The sequence below is a fragment of the Enterococcus sp. AZ109 genome (assembly GCF_051714625.1).
Lineage (GTDB): Bacteria > Bacillota > Bacilli > Lactobacillales > Enterococcaceae > Enterococcus_A.
This window is the reverse complement of the sequence record NZ_JBIOSF010000002.1, coordinates 525,725-547,001: the sequence shown is the minus strand read 5'-3', so window position 1 is coordinate 547,001 and position 21,277 is coordinate 525,725. Positions and strand designations below refer to the sequence as shown.

General features: G+C 42.5%; 17 protein-coding genes. 11 read left to right on the top strand and 6 right to left on the bottom strand.

Annotation, left to right across the window (positions count from 1 at the left end; all coding sequences use genetic code 11):
• Positions 1 to 13: 13 nt before the first annotated feature.
• From hypD to IGI42_RS19225, 3 genes are all read left to right on the top strand, one after another.
• Positions 14 to 2,416 (top strand): trans-4-hydroxy-L-proline dehydratase, encoded by a 2,403-nt coding sequence (gene hypD / locus IGI42_RS19235; RefSeq protein WP_438717643.1) that lies wholly within the window; start codon positions 14 to 16, stop codon positions 2,414 to 2,416.
• Positions 2,417 to 2,480: 64 nt separating this feature from the next.
• Positions 2,481 to 3,365 carry a sulfite exporter TauE/SafE family protein gene (locus tag IGI42_RS19230; protein ID WP_438717642.1) on the top strand — a complete coding sequence of 295 codons (885 nt, stop codon included), beginning with the start codon at positions 2,481 to 2,483 and terminating at the stop codon, positions 3,363 to 3,365.
• Between the two features lie 29 nt (positions 3,366 to 3,394).
• Entirely contained in the window at positions 3,395 to 3,706 is a 312-nt protein-coding gene (locus IGI42_RS19225) for a pyrimidine/purine nucleoside phosphorylase (protein ID WP_438717641.1), read from the top strand.
• Positions 3,707 to 3,772: 66 nt separating this feature from the next.
• Here the strand turns inward: IGI42_RS19225 and IGI42_RS19220 are convergent, their stop codons facing one another.
• On the bottom strand, positions 3,773 to 4,456 hold the full coding sequence (locus tag IGI42_RS19220) for a response regulator (RefSeq protein WP_438717640.1): 684 nt from the start codon (positions 4,454 to 4,456) through the stop codon (positions 3,773 to 3,775).
• Entirely contained in the window at positions 4,453 to 5,982 is a 1,530-nt protein-coding gene (locus IGI42_RS19215) for a Spo0B domain-containing protein (protein ID WP_438717639.1), read from the bottom strand. The genes IGI42_RS19220 and IGI42_RS19215 overlap by 4 nt, the downstream gene beginning before the upstream one ends.
• Before the next feature lie 151 nt (positions 5,983 to 6,133).
• Here IGI42_RS19215 and IGI42_RS19210 point away from each other — a divergent pair, with 151 nt between their 5' ends.
• Both IGI42_RS19210 and IGI42_RS19205 read left to right on the top strand, forming a co-directional pair.
• Positions 6,134 to 7,483 (top strand): 2-hydroxycarboxylate transporter family protein, encoded by a 1,350-nt coding sequence (locus IGI42_RS19210; protein WP_438717638.1) that lies wholly within the window; start codon positions 6,134 to 6,136, stop codon positions 7,481 to 7,483.
• A 222-nt stretch (positions 7,484 to 7,705) separates the two neighbouring features.
• Positions 7,706 to 8,875, top strand: coding sequence for an NAD(P)-dependent malic enzyme (locus IGI42_RS19205; protein WP_438717637.1), 1,170 nt, complete (start codon positions 7,706 to 7,708; stop codon positions 8,873 to 8,875).
• A gap of 104 nt (positions 8,876 to 8,979) precedes the next feature.
• Here the strand turns inward: IGI42_RS19205 and IGI42_RS19200 are convergent, their stop codons facing one another.
• A complete protein-coding gene (locus tag IGI42_RS19200; RefSeq protein ID WP_438717635.1) occupies positions 8,980 to 9,636 on the bottom strand; it encodes a hypothetical protein in 657 nt (218 codons plus the stop codon).
• A gap of 199 nt (positions 9,637 to 9,835) precedes the next feature.
• On the opposite strand from IGI42_RS19200, the gene IGI42_RS19195 reads away from it, so the two are divergent.
• Together IGI42_RS19195 and IGI42_RS19190 are read left to right on the top strand one after the other, a co-directional pair.
• The gene (locus IGI42_RS19195) at positions 9,836 to 11,026 is read left to right on the top strand and encodes an amidohydrolase family protein (protein ID WP_438717634.1); all 1,191 of its coding nucleotides are present in this window, start codon (positions 9,836 to 9,838) and stop codon (positions 11,024 to 11,026) included.
• Positions 11,027 to 11,332: 306 nt separating this feature from the next.
• Positions 11,333 to 12,841: an IMP dehydrogenase gene (locus IGI42_RS19190; protein WP_438717632.1), complete on the top strand. Its 1,509-nt coding sequence runs from the start codon at positions 11,333 to 11,335 to the stop codon at positions 12,839 to 12,841.
• 31 nt (positions 12,842 to 12,872) lie between these two features.
• Here the strand turns inward: IGI42_RS19190 and IGI42_RS19185 are convergent, their stop codons facing one another.
• Genes IGI42_RS19185 through IGI42_RS19175 form a run of 3 tightly spaced genes read right to left on the bottom strand, consistent with a single transcriptional unit; the run spans position 12,873 to position 16,958 of the window.
• Positions 12,873 to 15,014, bottom strand: coding sequence for a transglutaminase-like domain-containing protein (locus IGI42_RS19185; protein ID WP_438717631.1), 2,142 nt, complete (start codon positions 15,012 to 15,014; stop codon positions 12,873 to 12,875).
• Positions 15,015 to 15,019: 5 nt separating this feature from the next.
• Positions 15,020 to 16,027 (bottom strand): DUF58 domain-containing protein, encoded by a 1,008-nt coding sequence (locus IGI42_RS19180; protein ID WP_438717630.1) that lies wholly within the window; start codon positions 16,025 to 16,027, stop codon positions 15,020 to 15,022.
• Positions 16,028 to 16,034: 7 nt separating this feature from the next.
• Positions 16,035 to 16,958 carry an AAA family ATPase gene (locus tag IGI42_RS19175; protein WP_438717629.1) on the bottom strand — a complete coding sequence of 308 codons (924 nt, stop codon included), beginning with the start codon at positions 16,956 to 16,958 and terminating at the stop codon, positions 16,035 to 16,037.
• 699 nt (positions 16,959 to 17,657) lie between these two features.
• Here IGI42_RS19175 and IGI42_RS19170 point away from each other — a divergent pair.
• From IGI42_RS19170 to IGI42_RS19155, 4 genes are read left to right on the top strand one after another with little or no spacing between them, the layout of a single operon-like run.
• Positions 17,658 to 18,722 carry a flavodoxin gene (locus IGI42_RS19170; protein ID WP_438717628.1) on the top strand — a complete coding sequence of 355 codons (1,065 nt, stop codon included), beginning with the start codon at positions 17,658 to 17,660 and terminating at the stop codon, positions 18,720 to 18,722.
• 16 nt (positions 18,723 to 18,738) lie between these two features.
• Complete coding sequence (locus IGI42_RS19165) at positions 18,739 to 19,407, top strand: flavodoxin (RefSeq protein ID WP_438717627.1); 669 nt, start codon at positions 18,739 to 18,741, stop codon at positions 19,405 to 19,407.
• A 21-nt stretch (positions 19,408 to 19,428) separates the two neighbouring features.
• Positions 19,429 to 20,061: a flavodoxin gene (locus IGI42_RS19160; RefSeq protein WP_438717626.1), complete on the top strand. Its 633-nt coding sequence runs from the start codon at positions 19,429 to 19,431 to the stop codon at positions 20,059 to 20,061.
• Between the two features lie 24 nt (positions 20,062 to 20,085).
• Positions 20,086 to 21,069 carry an aldo/keto reductase gene (locus tag IGI42_RS19155; protein ID WP_438717625.1) on the top strand — a complete coding sequence of 328 codons (984 nt, stop codon included), beginning with the start codon at positions 20,086 to 20,088 and terminating at the stop codon, positions 21,067 to 21,069.
• Positions 21,070 to 21,277 lie beyond the last annotated feature (208 nt).

Sequence of the window (21,277 nt, the reverse complement as noted above, 5' to 3'; positions counted from 1 at the left end):
GGAGGAAAATAAATTGACGGAATTAACATTGGAACCAACACGCAGAGGAAGTACAGAACGGATTAAGGAATTGCGGGAAATTAGCGAAAAAGGTTGTGAACCGCGTATTTCGATGGAACGGGCGGTGCTGTTAACAGAAGCCTATAAAAAATGGGAAGGCAAAGTCTCGGCACCCGTTTTACGAGGGCTAGCGTTTAAACATATTATGGAAAACCGTACCAATTATATTGAAAAGGGTAGTCTGATTGTGGGTGAAAAAGGTCATGCACCGTGGGCGGCTCCAACATTCCCTGAGCTGTGCTGTCATACGATGGATGATTTCGAAAATATGAACAATCGAGAAAAAGTCTTTTTTAAGGTTTCAGACGAAGATCGCAAAATTCAAGAAGAAGTCATCATTCCGTACTGGCATGAGCGGGCAATGATGACTCGCATGAACAAATTATTGCCAGAAGAGTGGCATCTTTTATTTGATGGGGGATTATATACCGAGTTCTTGATGCAACGAGGTCCAGGACATACAGTAGCTGATGGCAAAATGTATCAAAAAGGTTTTGCTGATTTTAAAGCAGATATTGAGCGGGAAATCGCCAACTTAGATTACAACAATGATATGGAAGCCTTGAATAAACGTGAAGAATTAGAAGGTATGAAACTGGTTTGCGAAGCGATGATTATCTTCGGTAAACGTTACGCGCAGCAGTGTCGTGAAATGGCCGAAACAGAAAACGACCCACAATGGAAAAAAGAATTACTAGAATTGGCTGAAGTCTGTGATGTAGTACCGGAACATGCACCACAAACCTTCCGTCAAGCGATTCAAATGTACTGGTTCGTGCATATTGGTGTGACTGTGGAAATGAACAACTGGGATGCTTACTCACCAGGAAAATTAGATCAGCACTTAGAACCATTTTATGAAAAAGATATTGATGAAGGGCGCTTGACCCGAGAAGAAGCCCGTGAATTACTAGAAAATCTATGGATTCAATTTAACAATCAGCCAGCACCGCCAAAAGTGGGTATCACGCTGAAAGAAAGTGGCACTTACACTGACTTCTGTAACTTGAATACTGGGGCATTACGACCAGATGGTACTAGTGGTGTTAGCGAGGTCAGCTATTTGATCTTGGAAGTAATGGACGAAATGAAATTATTGCAACCGAGTTCCAATGTCCAAATCTCGAAAAAATCACCGGAAAAATTCTTGCGTGAAGCTTTGAAGGTTTCCCGTAAAGGCTGGGGGCAACCAGCACTTTATAATTCAGAAGCGATTCTAAGTGAATTGGCTTACTTGGGTAAATCAGTCGATGATGCCCGTGAAAGTGGTATTTGTTCTGGCTGTGTTGAAGTAGGAGTAGCAGGAAAAGAAGCCTACGTCTTAACTGGATATTTGAACATTCCGAAGATTTTTGAATTGGCAATGCATCGTGGATACGACCACTATACTGGTAAACAAGTCGGTATTGATGTGGGCGATTTCCGAGAAATGACGACCTATGAAGAAGTATTCAAAGCCTTCTATGAAGAATTGCAATATGTGGTAGACGTAAAAGTTGCCGGCAATAACATGATCGAACGGATGTATATGGAATTTATGCCTGTACCACTGCTTTCAGTGATGAGTGACGATTGTATCAAGGCTGGTAAGGATTACAATGCTGGCGGCGCTCGCTACAATACTAGTTACATTCAATGTGTAGGGATTGCCACGATTACTGACTCATTGGCAGCTATCAAGCACAATGTTTTTGAAGAAAAAACCATGACAATGGACGAGTTAATCGCAGCTTGTAATGACGATTTTGAAGGACACGATGATATTTACGACATGGTTTATAATGAAACACCAAAATACGGGAATGACGATGATTATGCCGATGATCTGTTGAAGGATGTGGCAGAATCACTGCAGGACGTAATTGCCGGTCGCCCAACACCAAAGGGATCAAAAACGGTAGTGGAATTCTTGCCGACAACTTGTCACGTGTACTTTGGTCAAGTAATGGAAGCATCACCAAACGGTCGTCACAAAGGCATTCCATTGCCAGATGGTATTTCACCAGAAAAAGGCGCCGACCGCAACGGACCGACTGCTGTCATTAAATCTGCATCTAAAATCGACCAAACAAAAACGGGCGGTGCCTTGTTGAATCAGAAATTTACCCCAAGTGTGGTAGCTGGTGAACAAGGAATCACTAATATGGCATCCTTAGTTCGTAGTTACTTCGCATTAGATGGACACCATATTCAGTTCAACGTTGTCAATCGAGAAGTATTGCTGAAAGCTCAAAAACATCCAAAAGAATACGAAAATCTGATTGTGCGGGTGGCCGGGTACAGTGACTACTTCAACAATCTGGAAAAAGCGTTGCAAGATGAGATTATCGCACGGACTGAACAAGCTTTCGGTTAAAAAATCTGATCCTAGAAAGGACGCGGGATTTTCTTTCTAGGATCTATTTTAAAGGAGTGAAAAGATGAAAGAAATCGTTTTGGGAATGTTGGTTGTCTTTATTGCTTTGCATGTGGGTGTTTTAGGCCGGGATCTTGTCAAAAATAAAGATAACTTAGGTAGCGGTAGTATGCCTGTGTCAATCGGGATTGGCTTTATCACAGACTTTTTGGATACATTAGGTATTGGTGCTTTTGCGCCAACAACCTTGTTAATGAATGTAACCAAACAGTTGGATGATGACCGTAAAGTGCCGGGAACGTTGAATGTCAGTCATGCCTTGTCTTGTTTGCTAGAAGCAATTATTTTTATTACGGTGGTTAAGGTAGAACCGTTGACTTTGTTTTCACTAGTTGCTTCAGCAACAGTCGGCTCATGGATCGGTTCGAAATTTGTCACTAAACTGCCGGAACAAAAGGTTCAACTTGTTATGGGCTGTGCGTTGATTTTGACCGCAATTTTAATGGTCTTAAAACAGTCAGGTATGATCAATATTTTGGGTGAGGGAAATACGGCGACTGGTTTGACCGGAATTAAGTTGATCATTGGCATCGTAGGGAATTTTGGCTTGGGGGCTTTAATGACCATGGGTGTCGGACTTTATGCGCCTTGTATGGCGATGGTTTATATGCTGGGGTTGAGTCCACTAGTGGCATTTCCCATTATGTCCGCTTCTTGCGGTGCGCTGATGCCGGTTGCCAGTATCAACTTTATTCGAACAGGCGAGTATGCCCGAAAAGTTAGCTTAGGAATTACCATTGGCGGGATTATCGGTGTAATTATTGCGGCGAAGTTTGTCACTGGGTTAGATATTACCGTGCTGACTTGGATTGTGATTGTGGTCATCATTTATTCAGGCTTCACGTATATTCAAAAAAGCCGAAAAATGGCGTTGGTACAAAAGGCGTAACTAAAATAGGAAAATTGGAGGCAAGGTACTTGTTAAAAAACGTTGATGCAGTGAAGAAAGCCAATATCTATTTTGATGGAAAAGTAACCAGCCGTACGTTGATTCAAGCCGATGGCAGTAAGATTACTCTGGGCTTTATGTTGGCTGGTGATTATATCTTTGGTACCAATGAAGAAGAATTAATGACGGTGCTGCAAGGGGAAATGGCAGTCTTACTGCCGAATGAAACAAAGTGGAAAACTATCACTGAAGGAGAAACATTTACAGTTCCTAAAAATAGTGAGTTTCAAGCAAAAGTGGCTAATTATGTTGACTATAGCTGCTCTTATATTGCAGAGTAGGGTTGTTAGAAAGCAAAACTTGCGCAGACCTTTAGGGTTTGCGCAAGTTTTTTTAGTCTGCATTTTTTATGATTTAAGATAGCGAAAGGCTTTATAAGGCCGTCCGACTTTTGTGTAGATCGTTTCGCTTTTTAAACGACCTAAATCTTCTAAATAGTGAATGTATTTCCGTACTGAGACATGAGATAAGCCGCATTGTTCCGCTAGTTCTTGGATGGTAAAGGGTTGCTTGATTCCATCGATGACAGTAAAAATATGTTCTAACGTTTGGTGAGACAAGCCTTTGTCCAGCTCCTCTGTAGGCATTGTCGTTTCTTTTGGCACTGGGACTGAATTGATCAAACGATCGATCGTGTCTTGATTTACTTGGTTGGAATCCAGCTGACGTTTTTTCTCTTGAAAGAGTTGGATACTTTGCTTGAAACGGTCAAAAGTAAAGGGCTTAATCAAATAATCGATGGCCCCTAAATGCAAACCGGTTTGCACACTATTGGTTTCATTAGCAGCAGTGATCAAAATTACTTCAACGGTGGTTCGTTTGGCTCGCAGATGAGTAAGAAAGTCCAAGCCGTTACCGTCTTTTAAATGAATATCCAGCAAAATCAAATCCACTTGCTTTTCGGCAAGTAATCTTTCTGCTTCAACCACAGTGTCAGCCGAATAAAGAGCTTCAAATAAAGCCAACTTTTCCAAATAACTACGATGAATAAACTCCACCATCGGATCGTCTTCGATAATTAGTACGTTCATGAGTTACTCCCTTCATAATTAGTGGTGACATGAATGATTAACTGATCCTCCGCTTTTTCCAGCTCAAATTCACCCGTGGCATCCTGCAACAGTTGTTGGAAATAATTTTCTTTAAATACTAGCTCCAAGGAATCACTTTTTTCTTCCTTAAAAGCGAGACGATAAGTTGTCATTAACTGTTTGTTGCGATACTCAATCGACATTGCTAATTCCTCCGGCAGCCAGCGCTGGAGCAAGGCGTGATGAATATAGCGATAAATATTGATAATGGTGGTCGTCTGTTCCTGATCGGCTGCTTCAGGAATTTCCGGTGCGATTTCAATTAATAGCTGGGTTTTCCGCTCGGCGAATTTTTCTCGTTCGCCAATGAAAAAACCAGCGAGCATTGGGTTGCGAACTAGAATCGACAAACGGTGGGAAAATTCCTTTTCCGGCTGTAAAATATCGCTTAAATAAATTTTTAGTTCATTATAGGCTTCTAAATCCACCAAGCCGTAAATGACATGCAGCTTGTTCATGAATTCATGAGATTGGCTTTGCAAAGCCGTAGCATAGGCGGTGGTATTTGCCAGTTGATCGGTGACAAACAACGATTCTGTCGCATTACGCAAAAAGACAATCGCACCAATTTTTCGTTTGTTCACCATAATTGGGGCGGCAGAAAAAAGATAGTCCTGCCCGTTTTGACGATACAGTTGTTCAATTGAGCGTTCAAAGTCAATTTGCTCTTTGTCCTGCAACAGTTGCGTAATTGGCTGTCCAGCTAAATCTGTAGGCTGATTAGTCAGTTGCTGGTACATCTCATTGGCGGCAATGTTGGCTAAATTCACGATCCCCTCGTTGTTCACTACCACCACGGCATCCTTGGTTTCGTTCAACATGGCATTGCGCTCTTCTAACAAGCTGGAAATTTCCCGCGGCTCGAGATTCAATAGCTGTTTCTTCAAATAGTAAGCAACTAGCAAGGCCACTAGTAAACCTGCACCAGCACTGACAATTAAAGCGATGGTATAACGGCTGCGCGAATTTTCAACCAAGGTACTTAACGAATCCAAACCAATTCCCAAAGCAATCACACCAATTTGTTCTTCCCCTTCATAAACAGGCACAAAGCCTCGTAACGAACGCCCCAAAGTTCCTTCACTGATGGACACATGACTCTGACCTTGTAAAGCAGGCGCCTCATCGCCCCCTTCAAAAGGCTGCCCAATTCGTGATTTGTCTGGATGAGTCAGACGTATTCCCTCCATATTCATGACAACAATAAAATCCATCCCATGAATTTCAGCGACTTCTTTCGTGTACTCTTCTACCGCATCTAAAGGTGTATCTTCATTCAGTACCTGCAGTACGCCGGGCTCAATCGCCAATTGTCGCCCGACTGAAAGCAGCAGCTCTTCTTCTTTTTTTTGAACTGTCTGAGCGTCTTGGTACAGGATCAGTCCGTAAAGAATCGTATTGGTAATTAATAAGGTTGCCACAAAAATAATTGATAGCAACGTCCATAGCCTAAGTCCTTTTTTCATGATAAACTCCTCCACTTTGAGTATAGCACAGTCTTTTTTTGCCCTGAGCGCTTAAATTAATTACGTTACTTAAATTAGTTAAATAATCTATCACTCGCTGTCAGCAGGAGGTAAACTGAAACCGTAAACAAAACAAGGAGGCAAACAAAAAATGGAAAAGAAGATTGAAAAGACACAGCCAACGATAACGGTAAAGCCGAATATAGGAAGTAAAAAACTGATTGAAAAATGGATGGACGTAAAGGTCGGCTCGGTGCCATTGCCAGTCTATGTAGTTATGTCCGCAGTTATCATTGCCACAGGCTTGCTGCAACAACTGCCGGTAAATATGCTTGGAGGCTTCGCAGTCATTTTAACACTAGGATGGTTGTTGGGAACAATCGGTGCCAACATTCCCTTTGTTAAAAATTTCGGCGGTCCAGCCATTTTATCTCTGTTAGTGCCATCTATTCTCGTTTTCTTCAATTTGATTAATCAGAACATTTTGGATTCAGCGGACATTTTGATGAAGCAAGCGAATTTCCTTTACTTCTATATTGCTTGTCTAGTGTGTGGCAGTATTCTAGGCATGAACCGTAAAATGTTGGTTCAAGGCTTGATGCGGATGATTATTCCCATGACAGTCGGCATGCTTTGTGCTATGGGTGTTGGTACATTAGTTGGTGTGTTAGTCGGATTTGATTGGCAGCACGCATTGTTCTTCATTGTAACGCCTGTATTGGCCGGCGGAATTGGCGAAGGTATCCTGCCATTGTCGCTAGGCTACAGTGCGATTACCGGAATCGGCAGTGAACAGCTGGTGGCTCAATTAATTCCGGCAACGATTATCGGTAATTTCTTCGCGATTATGTGTTCAGCATTACTTTCTCGTTTAGGCGAAAAACGTCCGCATCTTTCTGGTCAAGGTCAATTGATCAAAATGAAGGGTGGCGATGATATGGCTGATGCCTTAAAAGAAGACAACTCGCCAATTGATGTAAAATTGATGGGTGCCGGGGTATTAACCGCTTGTACACTATTTATTGCTGGCGGTTTGTTAGAACATTTAACGGGCTTCCCTGGACCTGTTTTGATGATTGTCCTAGCTTCATTTTTGAAATACTTGAACATCGTTCCTAAAGAAACGCAACGTGGTTCAAAACAATTGTACAAATTTATTTCCGGCAATTTTACCTTCCCATTAATGGCAGGTCTTGGTTTGTTGTACATCCCATTGAAAGACGTAATCGGAACATTAAGCTGGCAGTATTTTGTAGTCGTAATCAGTGTTGTATTCACAATTATAGCGACCGGTTTCGTCGTTTCTCGCTTCATGAACATGAACCCTGTAGAAGCAGCGATTGTTTCTGCTTGCCAAAGCGGCATGGGCGGAACAGGAGATGTAGCGATTTTAAGTACAGCTAACCGCATGAACTTGATGCCATTTGCCCAAGTTGCTACTCGTTTAGGCGGTGCGATTACTGTGATCAGTATGACAGCAATTTTACGAATGATCTTTTAAATATAAAAAAAGTTTTAATTAAAGTAAGAACGTGTAGTAAAATGAAATAGAATCTTAGTAATGCAAAATGCCAGTTCTGCTTTTAGCAGTGAAGCAAAAGCAGAACGGACATCAAAATTCTTAATAGAACCAGCGACAGATAAGTGCAGCAGAATGGTATACGGCATGAAAATAGAACTATTTTTGAATAAAATACATCATTAAATATGAGGAGCGAAAATAATGAGCAGAGATGTCAGAGAAGTAGCGTTAGAGCAAGCAAAACAAAACGGTGGAAAATTAGAGGTTGTCTCCAAGGTTAGTATCAATACAAAAGAAGATTTGAGTATTGCCTACACTCCGGGAGTTGCAGCTGTTTCCTCAGCGATTGCAGAAGATAAAAGCTTGGCTTACGAATTGACGACTAAGAAAAATACCGTTGCTGTTGTTAGTGACGGATCAGCTGTCCTAGGCTTAGGAAATATTGGTGCTGAAGCAGCGATGCCAGTTATGGAGGGGAAAGCTGCTTTGTTCAAACGCTTTGCGGAAGTGGATTCAGTGCCGATTGTGCTAGATACTCAAGACACTGAAGAAATTATTCAAATTGTCAAAGCGATTGCGCCAACATTTGGCGGGATCAATTTAGAAGATATCAGTGCGCCTCGCTGTTTTGAAATCGAACAACGTCTAATCGAAGAATGTGACATCCCGGTTTTCCATGATGACCAACATGGTACAGCGATCGTTGTACTAGCCGCTTTATTTAATAGTTTGAAATTAATTGGTAAAAGTATCGAAGAAGTTAAGATTGTCGTTAACGGTGGTGGATCTGCCGGATTATCGGTAACCCGCAAATTCTTGGCAGCTGGTGCTAAAAATGTGACGGTTGTAGATAAAATCGGGATCATTAATGAAGACGACAGTGACAAATTGCCTGCTCACCACGCAGAAATTGCAAAACTGACCAATCGTGAAAAACGTTCGGGAACGTTAGAGGATGCGTTGCAAGGTGCCGATGTATTTGTCGGTGTTTCGGCTCCAGGTGTATTAAAACCTGAATGGATTCAATACATGGCGGAAAAACCAGTCATTTTCGCGATGGCAAACCCAACACCGGAAATTTTTCCAGATGAAGCCTTAGAAGCGGGCGCCTACATTGTAGGAACAGGACGCAGCGACTTTCCAAATCAGATCAACAATGTGTTGGCTTTTCCTGGAATTTTCCGAGGCGCATTGGATGCCCGTGCGAAAAAGATCACAGTGGATATGCAAATCGCTGCAGCTCGTGGAATTGCTAGCTTGATTTCAGATGAGGATCTAAGCACCACTAACATTATTCCCGATGCTTTCCAACCAGGTGTTGCACAAGTAGTGGCTAAATCAGTAAGTGATGCAGTGTCAGAGAAAGTTTAAGAATAGACTCAATGGGATACTGATTAGATAGAGACGCATATTTTGAAGTGAGCCCTCAAAGTTAGGTTTTTCAGTCTAATTTTGAGGGCTTTTTATGGCTTCGGTCATATACCTTGAATTGCTTGAGTGATGGCTTGTTCCAATTCCTCAGTCGAAATGATTGATAAAACTTCAGCATCGATAGAGCGATCCTTGATCAGTTCGGCCATCCTTGCGTTAAGTCCGGGATCTTCCGGTGTACCTAAATCGGTAAAGTTCGAATCTCCCGGGTTTAAATCGATTGCTTGAGTTGTCACATTTGATAATAGGTACTCTTTGTAAATAGGATAAGTATTAGGAAATTCCTTCTCAGGTTGGGCCTGATACAACATCAAAATGAGCGTATCTCCAGGTGCAAACAGAGAGCTTTCAGTAGCCGGAGCATGCGACAGATTATCTTGCATAATTTTTATGGCTTCGTTTGCATTTTTCGTACCAGCAAAAACTTCTAGTATCGAGGCATCATAAATGAATTTTGAGCCCTCACTTTCATCAGAAGCGTCAATTTCGGAGTTGAGCCCGGTAATTTCTACTTTTACAATCAGATCTGACTGTGACACAGCATCATCAAAAGAAATGTGGGCGGTACTAATAGGGCTGGCAATTTCTTCGGCTATAGGTTTATCGATAGTCTTTTTTTGGGGTATCGTTTGAAAATAGAAAACCAATCCGATACAAAGAGCAATTGGTAATAGGAGCAACCACTTTTTGGATTTTTTCACGAATAACGCCTCCTCTAGAGGGGAAAGTTGTCTTTATTATATCACGCTGGCATGATTGGTGATGGTTGGACTAAGCGGATTTCCTAAGTTACTGACAATGTGTTGAAATCTTAGAGATACGTTGAAAAAAACACTAATACATATTGTAAGCGATACCTTTTGTGAATATACTAACATTAGTAGAGAAAGGATGGATAGCATGTTTTTATTGAAGGCGGCAAAAGTCATTACTGGAGACGGGAAAACGGTGATCAAGCAAGGCGGGGTGGTTGTTCAAGCGGATCGGATTATTGCTGTGGGCACTTCAGCAGAATTGGTGGAGAAATATCCAGACGCTCTGGTGCAGGATTATGGTGAGGCAACGATTTTGCCGGGGCTGATGGATGCTCATATTCACTTAGGTTATTATTGGACACAGCCAGATTTGCATCGGTACAATGATTTTATGATTGCTTATTATGCCCAAAAGCAGGCACAGACTTGTTTGGAAAAAGGGGTGACAACCATTCGCGACTGCTGCGGGCCCCGCTTTTTGTTAGAGACATTACGTTTGGCGGCCGAAAAAGGTTTTGTCAAAGCACCACGAATTTTGCACACGGATCGTGGGATCTGTATCACTGGCGGACACGGTCATGAAGACGGGATTGAAGAAGTGGACGGAGTGGAAAATATCCGTCATACGATTCGCCGGCAAAAGCGTGACGGTGCTGACTGGATCAAACTGCTAACAACCAATCGCGATGACATTTGTGAATTTACTCAAGAAGAGCTAAATGCCGGGGTAGCTGAAGCCCATCGTTTAGGAATGAAATGTGTCGTCCATTCGGGTACCCAACCAGGTATTCAAATGTGCATCGATGCTGGCTTTGATACGATTGAGCATGGGAACTTTCTGACTGTAGAACAAGGCAAGCAAATGGCCGCCAATCAGCAGTCGTGGACACCGACAATGTTTGCGTACCATTTCTTAGCTGATTACAACAAAAAGGTGCAAGAAGTGGGGATTGATCATTCCAACCAATCCACTGAAACTTATTCTCACCATCTTGATTTCTTTGAAGCTTCGGTTCAGGCATATAGCGAAAATTTCAAACCAGTCTATGATGCCGGAGTAATAATTTTGGCAGGTACAGATATGGTGATGTTAGAAGCACCGAGTGTGCCAATTGTAGAAGAGCTGGAATTGATGGTTCGTTATGGTTTGACGCCAATTGAAGCAATTCAGACAGCTACCCAAAATCCGGCAAGGGTGTTCGAGTTAGAAGAAGTTACCGGTCAATTAAAAGCCGGCTTGCAGGCAGATATCTTAGTGGTAAACGGGGATGCGACAAAAGATATTGAACAGCTGCGAAATGTGGAACAAGTGTTTTTGGCTGGTGAGAAAATTTAAACAAGTAGATACTAATAATAAACGCATATAAAATATAACAAAAAATGTACACTAACATTCCCATACTCCCTCCATTTCAACCATCTCTCTGCAGTATGCGCAGGAAAAAGTCGAAATGGAGGGATTTTTTTGGAGACAGAAAACACCCCATTATATATAAAAGTGTGAAAGTTACCTTAGCCGCTAAGAAGATATTCGCTTTTTAAAATAATACCGCTTTTTATGTAATTATCTTCAAATTTTAAAAAAATTCTTTAGGCAAAATGGTATAATGGCTAAAATTAGATAAAAGGAGATAAACACATCATGGCTTACTATTACACGACACCTTCTAGAACCTTCAGCGAATACCTTTTAGTTCCCGGTTATTCTTCCAAAGATTGCACCCCTGATAATGTACTTTTGGAAACCCCGTTAGTACGATTTAAAAAAGGCGAAAAGCCGGCATTGACTATGAATATTCCGTTAGTAAGTGCGGTGATGCAATCTGTTTCTGGTAGTGATTTGGCAGTGGCTTTAGCCAAAGAAGGCGGCGTTTCATTCATTTATTGTTCGCAACCGATTGAAGAACAAGCCGCAATGGTGCGAAAAGTGAAACAAACCAAAGCTGGTTTTGTTCCAAGTGATACGAATCTTCACATGGATGGCACGTTACAAGATGTGTTAGACCTAAAAGAACGCACGGGACATGGTACGATGGCAGTAACAAAAGATGGTACCTTAAATGGCAAAATCGTCGGTTTAGTAACGAATCGTGATTACCGGATTTCGCGGATGTCAGTAGATACGCCGATTAAAGACTTTATGACCCCTTTTGAAAAGCTAATCTATGGTAAAGATGGGATTACTTTATCTGAGGCAAATGATCTTTTGTGGGACAATAAGCTGAATGCTTTGCCAATCATTGATGAAGACCAACGCTTGAAGTATTTCGTCTTCCGTAAGGATTATGATTCACACAAGGACAATCCATTAGAGCTTTTGGATGCTAAAAAACGTTATTTTGTGGGTGCAGGGATTAATACACGTGACTATAAGGAAAGAATTCCAGCTTTGATTGAAGCCGGAGCGGATATTTTATGTATCGATTCCAGTGAAGGCTTCAGTGAATGGCAAAAGATGACGATCGAATGGGTTCGTGAAGAATACGGCGATACCGTTAAAATTGGTGCCGGAAATGTCGTGGATCGGGAAGGTTTCCGTTTCTTAGCAGATGCCGGTGCTGATTTCATCAAGGTCGGTATTGGCGGGGGGAGTATTTGTATTACCCGGGAGCAAAAAGGGATCGGTCGTGGGCAAGCAACTTCGGTTCAAGATGTAGCAGCCGCTCGAGAAGAATATTTTGAAGAAACAGGCATTTACGTGCCGATTTGCAGCGATGGCGGGATTGTGCATGATTACCACATGACCTTGGCTTTGGCAATGGGTTCTGACTTTATTATGTTGGGTCGTTACTTCTCTCGTTTTGAAGAATCACCAACGGAAAAAGTCAGCATCAACGGCTCTTACATGAAGGAATACTGGGGCGAAGGCAGTGCCCGTGCGCGTAACTGGCAACGTTATGACACTGGCGGAAAAGAAGGTCTGTCCTTTGTTGAAGGGGTAGATTCTTACGTTCCTTATGCGGGGTCTTTGAAAGATAACTTAGAAGTTTCATTAAGCAAAGTTCGTCATACGATGTGTAACTGTGGTGCGCTATCGATTCGCGAGTTGCAGAAAAATGCGAAAATTACGCTGGTTTCTTCAACAAGTATCGTTGAAGGCGGCGCACATGATGTAATGGTAAAAGACAATAACATGAGCAGCGAAAACTAAATGGTAAGCCAAACAAGCAACCCGCTAACGATTAACGTTGGCGGGTTGCTTTTATATTTTCGAACAAAGCTAAGTTGTCTTCAATCAGCTGATTGTTCATCTCGTTAGTTGCTTTTCCGTAAATGAGTTCTTCGTAACACATCGTCAAGGCTAAGTATTTACCGTCAAATTGCAGATGTTGCGCTTCAAAGCGTTGGGCGTATTCGGACAAAGGCTCCGATTGTTTTCTTGGCAGTCGCTTTTCCGCCTGTTTTAAAAAGGCAGAATAACTGCGAAGCAAGGGCTGCTTAGTGGCCGCTTGCCAGAAGCGAATTTGCAAACGAAGCCAGTATTTATTTATCCAGAAGCCAGCGATAACGAAAACAATTGCGGCAATCAACTGCAAAACTAAACGCAGGTTTTGGCGCCACGTGTTGTTAGCCAAAGTGCTTATCTCCTCATCGCTTTCTTCAGAAGATGTCGGATCGTCAGTCGAAGAGCTGCTGGAGGAACTGCTACTTTCGCTTGAAGCAACAGTGGATTCTGACGATGGTTCTGGCGTTTCTTCGGCAGAGGCTGGTTGATCAGGATTGGCAAAACTAGGTGTTGGCTCAAATGGCAGCCAGCCATACCCATCAAAATAGACTTCTACCCACGAATGGGCGTGAGAATTTCGGATGGTGTAAACGGTGGTATCGCCACTGGTTTGCCGTGCATCCCCGGGAGCAAAGCCTTTAGTCCAACGGGCAGGAATGCCTAAGGTTCGCAGCATGATCACCATTGAAGAAGAAAAATTATCGCAATAACCAACCTGAGATTCAAAAAGAAAATGATCAACATAGTCTTCCTCTTCATCAGGAACTACCGCATCTACTTTGGAATAGCGGAAGGTGCCAGAATTTTTCAAATAGTCTTCTACGGCAGTGACTTGTCCCAATAAGGTCGTTTCTCCTTGGGAAACTTCTGCTGCTAGTGCTGCTACTCGATCTGGCAACCCATTAGGCAGTTGTAAATAATCGACCGTTGCCATAGCTGGCTGAGATACTGGAATAGATTGTAGGTCCTCCAATTGGTAGTTGGGTTGAGCCCATTGATTTTGAATTTCCTTTTCTCCATAGCCAGAATCAGCAAAATTGATCCGCCCATTTTCTGGTCTTTGGACAAAACCAGCAGATCCTTCGGTAATTGTCAGTTGGCTAGCTCCATAAGGCAACGGGACGTAATTCCCATGATTGAAAAAATGAATTCGAGCTGCTTCAGGAAGGGTGTAGTCTAGCTGTGGAGCGTCTGCGGACACTGTGAAATTACGGCGTGAACGCAGGGTCGATTGGCCACTATCGCTAGCATCCCAGCCTTTTCCAGTATAATAATCTTTGCTTTCCACGCGCCAATAAGTCCGATCCTGCTGTGTCGCCTCAAACAAAATGGTCTCATCATCCAGCAAAGGTCCCCCTAAGTTTTGATCATTTTCGCTAAAGCCGGTACGAGAAACTGAGGTAATAGTCATCTCCTGAATCGTACGATACACACCTTTTTGATTTAAATAATCTCTTAATGGCGAAGTCCAAGCAGTTAAATGGGTACGAACCACTGTTTGCGGTAAGTAATAAGCCGCCATGCTGGTTAAAACGGTCAAGCCAGTGAATAAAACTAGCAATTCTTTAGGCAACTTTTTAATCGCAAAAAGTCTGGAAAGTAAGGCACAACCAAAGACGATAGCCAGTTGCAAACTAAGATTTATCGGATTAAACACCGTGAGCATTAACAAATAGCTAATCATCAAGACATAACTTAATAAAAATCGTTCGAACTGAATCATTAATACGGCAAGTAGGATCAATAATGCTAATAACAAGGGCAGTGCAACCATCTCTGAAACGACTGCCGCCGAGCCAGTTCGCATTTGCTGGAACTGAAAGACAAACTGCTGTAAAAAGCTATTCAACCAGTTAAAAGAAAGCTGCTGATTCAAAGGAAAAAACTGATACAAACCTAAAAAATAAAGGCAGATGCAAAAAAGTGTTTTTAGCCCATTATTCTTAAAAAAACCAATGATTCCGCAAATGGAAGCAATTAAAGCTGCAGGAACCCAAGAAACTGGGAACAAATAAACTGTTAAAAATTGTAGAAAGACAACATTAATACTAATCGTTGCCAGCAGGACGAAAGGTAGTTTTTGCTTGACATAAGCCATCTGCATCACCTGCTTCCCTTCGAATGACCGAACCAAGCAGCTAAGGTCGGATAATCATAAACGGTTACCTGATTCTCTTTGCCAAGCTGAGTAGTGATTTCAGCACTCTGAGCCGTTCGTTCTGGTATAAATAAGACAACATTTTTTTCTTTCAAATCGGGTAAAACCGGCAAAGTAGTTAAGGGCTGAATCTGTGCAAAGGCAAGGGCATCTGTTCGGGTAGGATCAGTTAGCTGATCGCCAAATAGATATTGCTCAAGCGGTTCATCGGCCACCGTCTGCAAGGAATAGTAAATACTCAGTAGCTCTTCAAAATAAGAAGAGGGCGTTCCTAGAAACATCCAAACCGTTTGAGCCTGCTGCTGGGTTTCTAGTTCCCGATAAATCAACGTTGTTTGTTTACTAGACAGCTTCCAGTCAATATTTTTCAGCGCATCGCCGCTACGATAGGGACGGTAATTTTTAACAGAAAAGGTAGGTTCACCAAATGCCTGACTTTTCATCGTTTCTTGCAGACGCAGGATGTTTCTTGCCGGCTGTAATTGAGGCAAAACGAGCATTTGTTTGGCCAGCTTGATTTCGTAACTTTTGTTAAACAGCTCAAAAAAATCACTGCTTTCGTAGTAGATAGTCACATGTTGATAAAGTCCTCGCTGAGCAGGCAACCAAGTAAAAGTCTGCTGATGTTCCCGCCAAAATAGATAAAGGATAGTGGGTGTTTCAATGAATGGCTCCACTACCGCGATAGTTAATTGTGCTAAAGGAATCACCGCATCTTTACGTCGAAACTGAATCGGCAATGCCACATCCTCATTGACGTGGGCAATCACCGTATCCTCGGAGCTGGCAACGATCCGTCGCAAAGGAATCAGCAGTTGCAGTAAGCTAAAGAACAGCACCAAGGTCATGAATAGAAAAAGTGTCCAGCCGATATCATTGTTAAATACCGCACTGTAGAGAAAAGTCGCTAGATAAATCAACGCCAATACGATCCGTCTAAAAAATCTTTCCACAACCAACTCAGCTCCTTATCGGCACAGATACTTGATCAATGATCTGATGCATCACTTCATCCACGGATAAGCCGCCGCGCAAAATTAACCGATGACTAAAGACTACCGGCAATAGTCGCTGCAAATCGCCAGGAGTTACAAACGTTCGATTTTCTGTTAAGGCATACGCCTTCGCACCCTTCAAGAAGGCAATTGCGCCACGAGGACTCACGCCCAATTCCACCGCTGGGTGATTTCTAGAGGCTTCCACCAGCTGCAAAGCATAACGTGCTACTGAATCGTTCACGTAAACTTGGTCTACTTGTTCTTTCAACTCTTCCAATTCTTGTAAAGTAATTACTGGTTGAATCAGCTCCAGTGATTGCTCTTTTTGGCCGGTCAACAGCTGCAGCTCATCGTCAAAAGCCGGATAGCCAATGTGCAAACGGAATAAAAAACGATCCAGCTGCGCTTCAGGCAGCGGATAAGTCCCCGCATAGCTGACTGGATTTTGTGTCGCTAGAACAAAAAAGTGTGGATTTAACGGATAGGTGTGGTTGTCGATGGTCACGTGACCTTCTGACATTGCTTCTAATAATGCTGCCTGTGTGCGTGGCGTGGTACGATTAATTTCATCAGCTAATAAAATAGTCGTAAACACTGGTCCCGGTCGAAAGTCAAATTGATTGGTGCGAGAATCAAAAATGGAAACCCCAAGAATATCACTAGGCAACAAATCCGGTGTAAATTGTACCCGTGAGAAATCACTGTGAATGGCTTTTGCTAAGGATTTCACCATCACTGTTTTCCCAACTCCGGGAATATCTTCAAACAGAACATGCCCGCCCGCCAAAAAAGCGGTGATAGTTAATTGAATCACGTGACGTTTTCCCAAAATCACTTTTTCTATTTCATCAATTAAGGTCGTAATTTTTTCAAGTTTATTAGGCATACTCGTCGCCCCTTTTTAAATGGTTTCTTTTAATTGTAAACGAAATAAAAGATTAAGCAATCAGTTCGCAACCATTTATACCTGCTGGTTAAAAAATTTACAAAACCCTCACAAATCATTGGGAAAAGTTTTGCATTTTTCGCTATCAAGCTCTTTAACGAGAACTAATGCTCTTCATCACTGATTTCATTGCGTTTTAGGGGGGGTTATTGAAGGAACTAAAAAGATCGACTTACCCAATGAACGAATGAGGCGCATTTATTTTAACTTGACTTAAAGTTGGCTTTAAGGTGTATGGTGAATTTAATCAATAAACAAAAATTTGAAAAAAATAGAACAAGTAGGACAAAAAGGCTGGGAAAAGAAACGATTACTAAGCCCGTTCAATCAATTGGTTGAACAGTTCATTTTTTTACGAAGAGGGCACTATCAGCATAACGACTTAGATCTGGATAGTAGTATATGTAAGAACCAAAAAGAGGATTAATTATCAGTAGCGACTTAAAAAGGCCAGAGGAATTATCGCAAATGATCAATCCTGGGGAGTTATGTTTGAATCACTGCAACCTTGCAAAGCTTTAGCCGAAAAAACCCCAAGCTTATTTGAAAAATCTGCTAAAAAGTACCTATCTTCCGCCGATGATTGAAAAATGATAGGTGAAAATAATTCAAGATAGCCAAAATGAAAGGAAGTTTTGTATGAAAAAAGCCTTATTGTTTTTAGGAATCATTGGATTTACCTTTTTAACAGCCTGTGCTGATGAACCATCTAGTGAATCGGGTAAAAGCTCCACCACAGAAGCCAGCAACCCTGCCAGCAGCAATAGTAACACCTTGATTGCTTACTTTTCATATTATGAGAACGTTGGCGATGACCAAACTACTGATGCTGATACTTCAGCGAGTGTGCTGGTAGACAATGGTGAACCATTTGGCGCCACCACTTATGTAGCTCAAACGATCCAAGAAAAAATTGGCGGCGATCTTCATTCGATCCAAGTAGAACAGCCGTATTCTGCCGATTTTGACGAGACGCGCGACCGTAATCATGAAGAAGCAGATGAAGCGGCTTTGCCTGCTCTAGTTCCTAGTGATTTAGACCTTGATACCTACGATACTGTCTTTATTGGTTATCCGGTATGGGCAACTGGTGCACCGCGAGCAATCTTCTCTTTCTTGGAACAATATGATTTAACCGGAAAAACCGTCATTCCGTTTTGCACCCATGACGGCTACGGCAGTGGCAGCAGCTATTCAGAGATATTCGCAGCCGCTGATGTAGATAGTGAAGGTGAAGGCTTAGCGCTTGAAAGCGATGATCTTCTTAATTCAGAAACGGAGATTGATCAATGGCTAGCTGACTTAGATTTAGTGCCAGCAACTACCCAAGCTTCTACTCAAAACACCACGCCAATAAGTTTGACTATTGATGGTCAGGAAGTTGAGGCGGTTTTCTATGACACAGAGTTGGCGCAGGATATTAGGGCACAGTTTCCGCTAACAGTTGGAATGTCCAATTATGGGGGTCGGGAAATTTATGGTGGGATGGATGATTTCACACCTGAGAATATTCCGGCAGGGCAGACCACTTTTGAAAATGGCGACATTACTTATTGTGAGCAAAACAATAGCTTGGCGGTCTTTTACGCCCAGACGGATCGGCCAAATTTATCGATGGAGGTCGTACCGATTGGGAAAGTCACTTCGAATTTGTCGTTGTTTGAGGATTTGCCAGATTCGATGGAGGTAACGTTTGACGAGTAAAAAAGGAGAGAATGTGATGAGGAAAAAACTGATCATGTTGCTAGGCGCATTACTGTTTTTAGGTGCCTGCAGCAGCCAAGCCGATTCAGAGTCAGAAAGCTCTAACGCAGCCCCACCAGAAAATCGGGAAGAGGCCCGCGTACTGGTTACCTATTTCACTTGGGGCGAAAACGTCGGTGAGTTGGATGAAAGCTCGATTGATGTGGATGCTACCACGTCGGCCAGTTTAGCTCTGCCAGGAAATGTGGGCAAAATGGCTCAAGAAATAGGTGGACAAATAGAAGCTGATCAATTTTCGATTCAAACCGTAGAGCCCTATTCCAGCGATTATGACGATTGCTTAGATAGAGCCTCGGAGGAAAAAGGGGAAGATGCACGACCGGCGTTGACGGCTCAGGTTGAGGGTATCGATCAATACGATGTCGTCTTTTTAGGCTATCCAGACTGGTGGGCTTCCGCTCCAATGGCGTTGTTTACCTTTATTGAAGAAAATGATTTGTCTGATAAAGAGGTCATTTTGTTCTGTTCCCACGGCACTAGCGGCTTAGGCAGTAGTGTGCGGGATATTCAAGAACAGCTGCCAGAAAGCACCAGCTTAAATGAAAATGTTTTGGGGGTTGCTCGAGAAGACAGTGATTACTCGGAAGCGACCGTCACCGAATGGCTGCAAACACTAGGATTTTAACAAGAAGGGAAGAAACGTAGTGTGAAAAAATTATGCACATGTTTATTCGTTGGATTATTAGTTACGTTAACTGCCTGCAGCTCCAACAGTGAACCGCAGGAAAGACAATCTAGTCGATCAGAGAGTTCCGATGAGACTACCGAATCAGCGGCCACACCAGCAGCTTCATCAGGCAATGCCGCTGACAGCAGTCTAGTGGTGTACTTCTCACATTCTGGCAATACACAGCAGATTGCTGAAAGTATCGCTGAAAAAACGAGTAGGGAAGTGTTTGAAATTACTACTGCTGAAAGCTACCCAGAGGATTACGACAGTGTTGTAGATATTGCCCAAGAAGAACGAAGTGATCAAGCTCGGCCAGAATTAAGCGGTGAGTTGACCAATTTGGCAGACTATGACACGATTTATTTAGGCTATCCGATTTGGTGGAGCGATATGCCAATGGCCGTCTATTCTTTTTTAGACGACTATGATTTGTCAGGCAAACGGATCGTTCCCTTCTGTACGCACGGCGGAAGCGGATTGTCCAGCACTGATACGGCTATCGCAGATGAAGAACCAGATGCAACCGTATTGGATGGATTGGCTCTTCGGGATTCCGCTATTGATGATTCAGACACTGACATTGATGACTGGTTGGCAAATAGTAATTAAAAATTCAAAAAGGAGTACACATTTATGCAAACGAGAAAATTAGGCAATACAGGATTAGTCACTTCAGCTATCGGCTTTGGCTGCATGGGTCTCAATCATCATCGCGGGCCCGCAAAGGATGAACAAGAAATGATCAAGGTGGTTCATGGTGCCATCGATGCGGGGATAACGATGTTTGATACCGCTGAAGTTTACGGACCTTATACTAACGAAGAATTAGTAGGTAAGGCGTTTAAAGGTAAACGGACTGGACTGCAAATTGCAACTAAAGGCGGCTTCCATATTACTGCAAGTGGCAATGAACCTGACAGCAGTCCTGAGAACTTGATTCAGGAAGTGGAAGGCTCATTGAAACGCCTGCAAACCGATGTGATTGATTTGTACTACATTCACCGAATTGATCCAACTAGACCGATCGAAGAAGTTGCCCGAACGATTCAAGGGTTGATGAAAGCCGGAAAAATCAGACACTGGGGCTTGTCAGAAGTCAGTGCTGAAACGATCCGACGTGCCCATGTAGTGGAACCGTTAGCTGCAGTCGAGAGCGAATATTCCGTTTGGTGGCGGGAGCCGGAAGAAAAAATCTTTGCCGTGCTGGAAGAATTAGGGATCGGCTTAGTAGCATACAGTCCTCTTGGTCGCGGTTATTTGACTGGTAAACTGGATACAAACGCTTCTTTTGATGTGAACGATAACCGAGGAGAACTGCCACGTTTTACGAAAGAGGCCTTGGCAGCAAATCAAGTAGTGCTGTACCTATTACAAAAAATTGCCGATGAGAAGCAAGCGACACTAGCGCAAGTTGCCATTGCTTGGATTTTGGCTCAAAAGGAATGGATCGTGCCGATTCCTGGAACGACAAAGCTTACTCGTATTCAGGAAAATATTGCAGCTGCAGCCATTCAATTTAGCTCTTCTGAGTTGCAATCCATCAATCAAGCAATCGCACAATTAGAAATTGTTGGCGATCGTTATCCGCAGTCGGAAAATGAACGAACTGGGAGATAATTAATTTCAGAATAGTGGAAACGCTTGTTCTTGACTTCTTGAAGTTCTTTAGTAATCATACTAAAGAACTTTAGGAAGTCTTTTCTTCTGTTAAAATTTCCCCTTGACTTAAAGTAAAGGTTAAGACGTATACTAAGGCATGGAAATAAAAACTACTATTATAATAGTAGAAACACGAATTTTTCAGCTAAAGACAAGGAGAATAAAC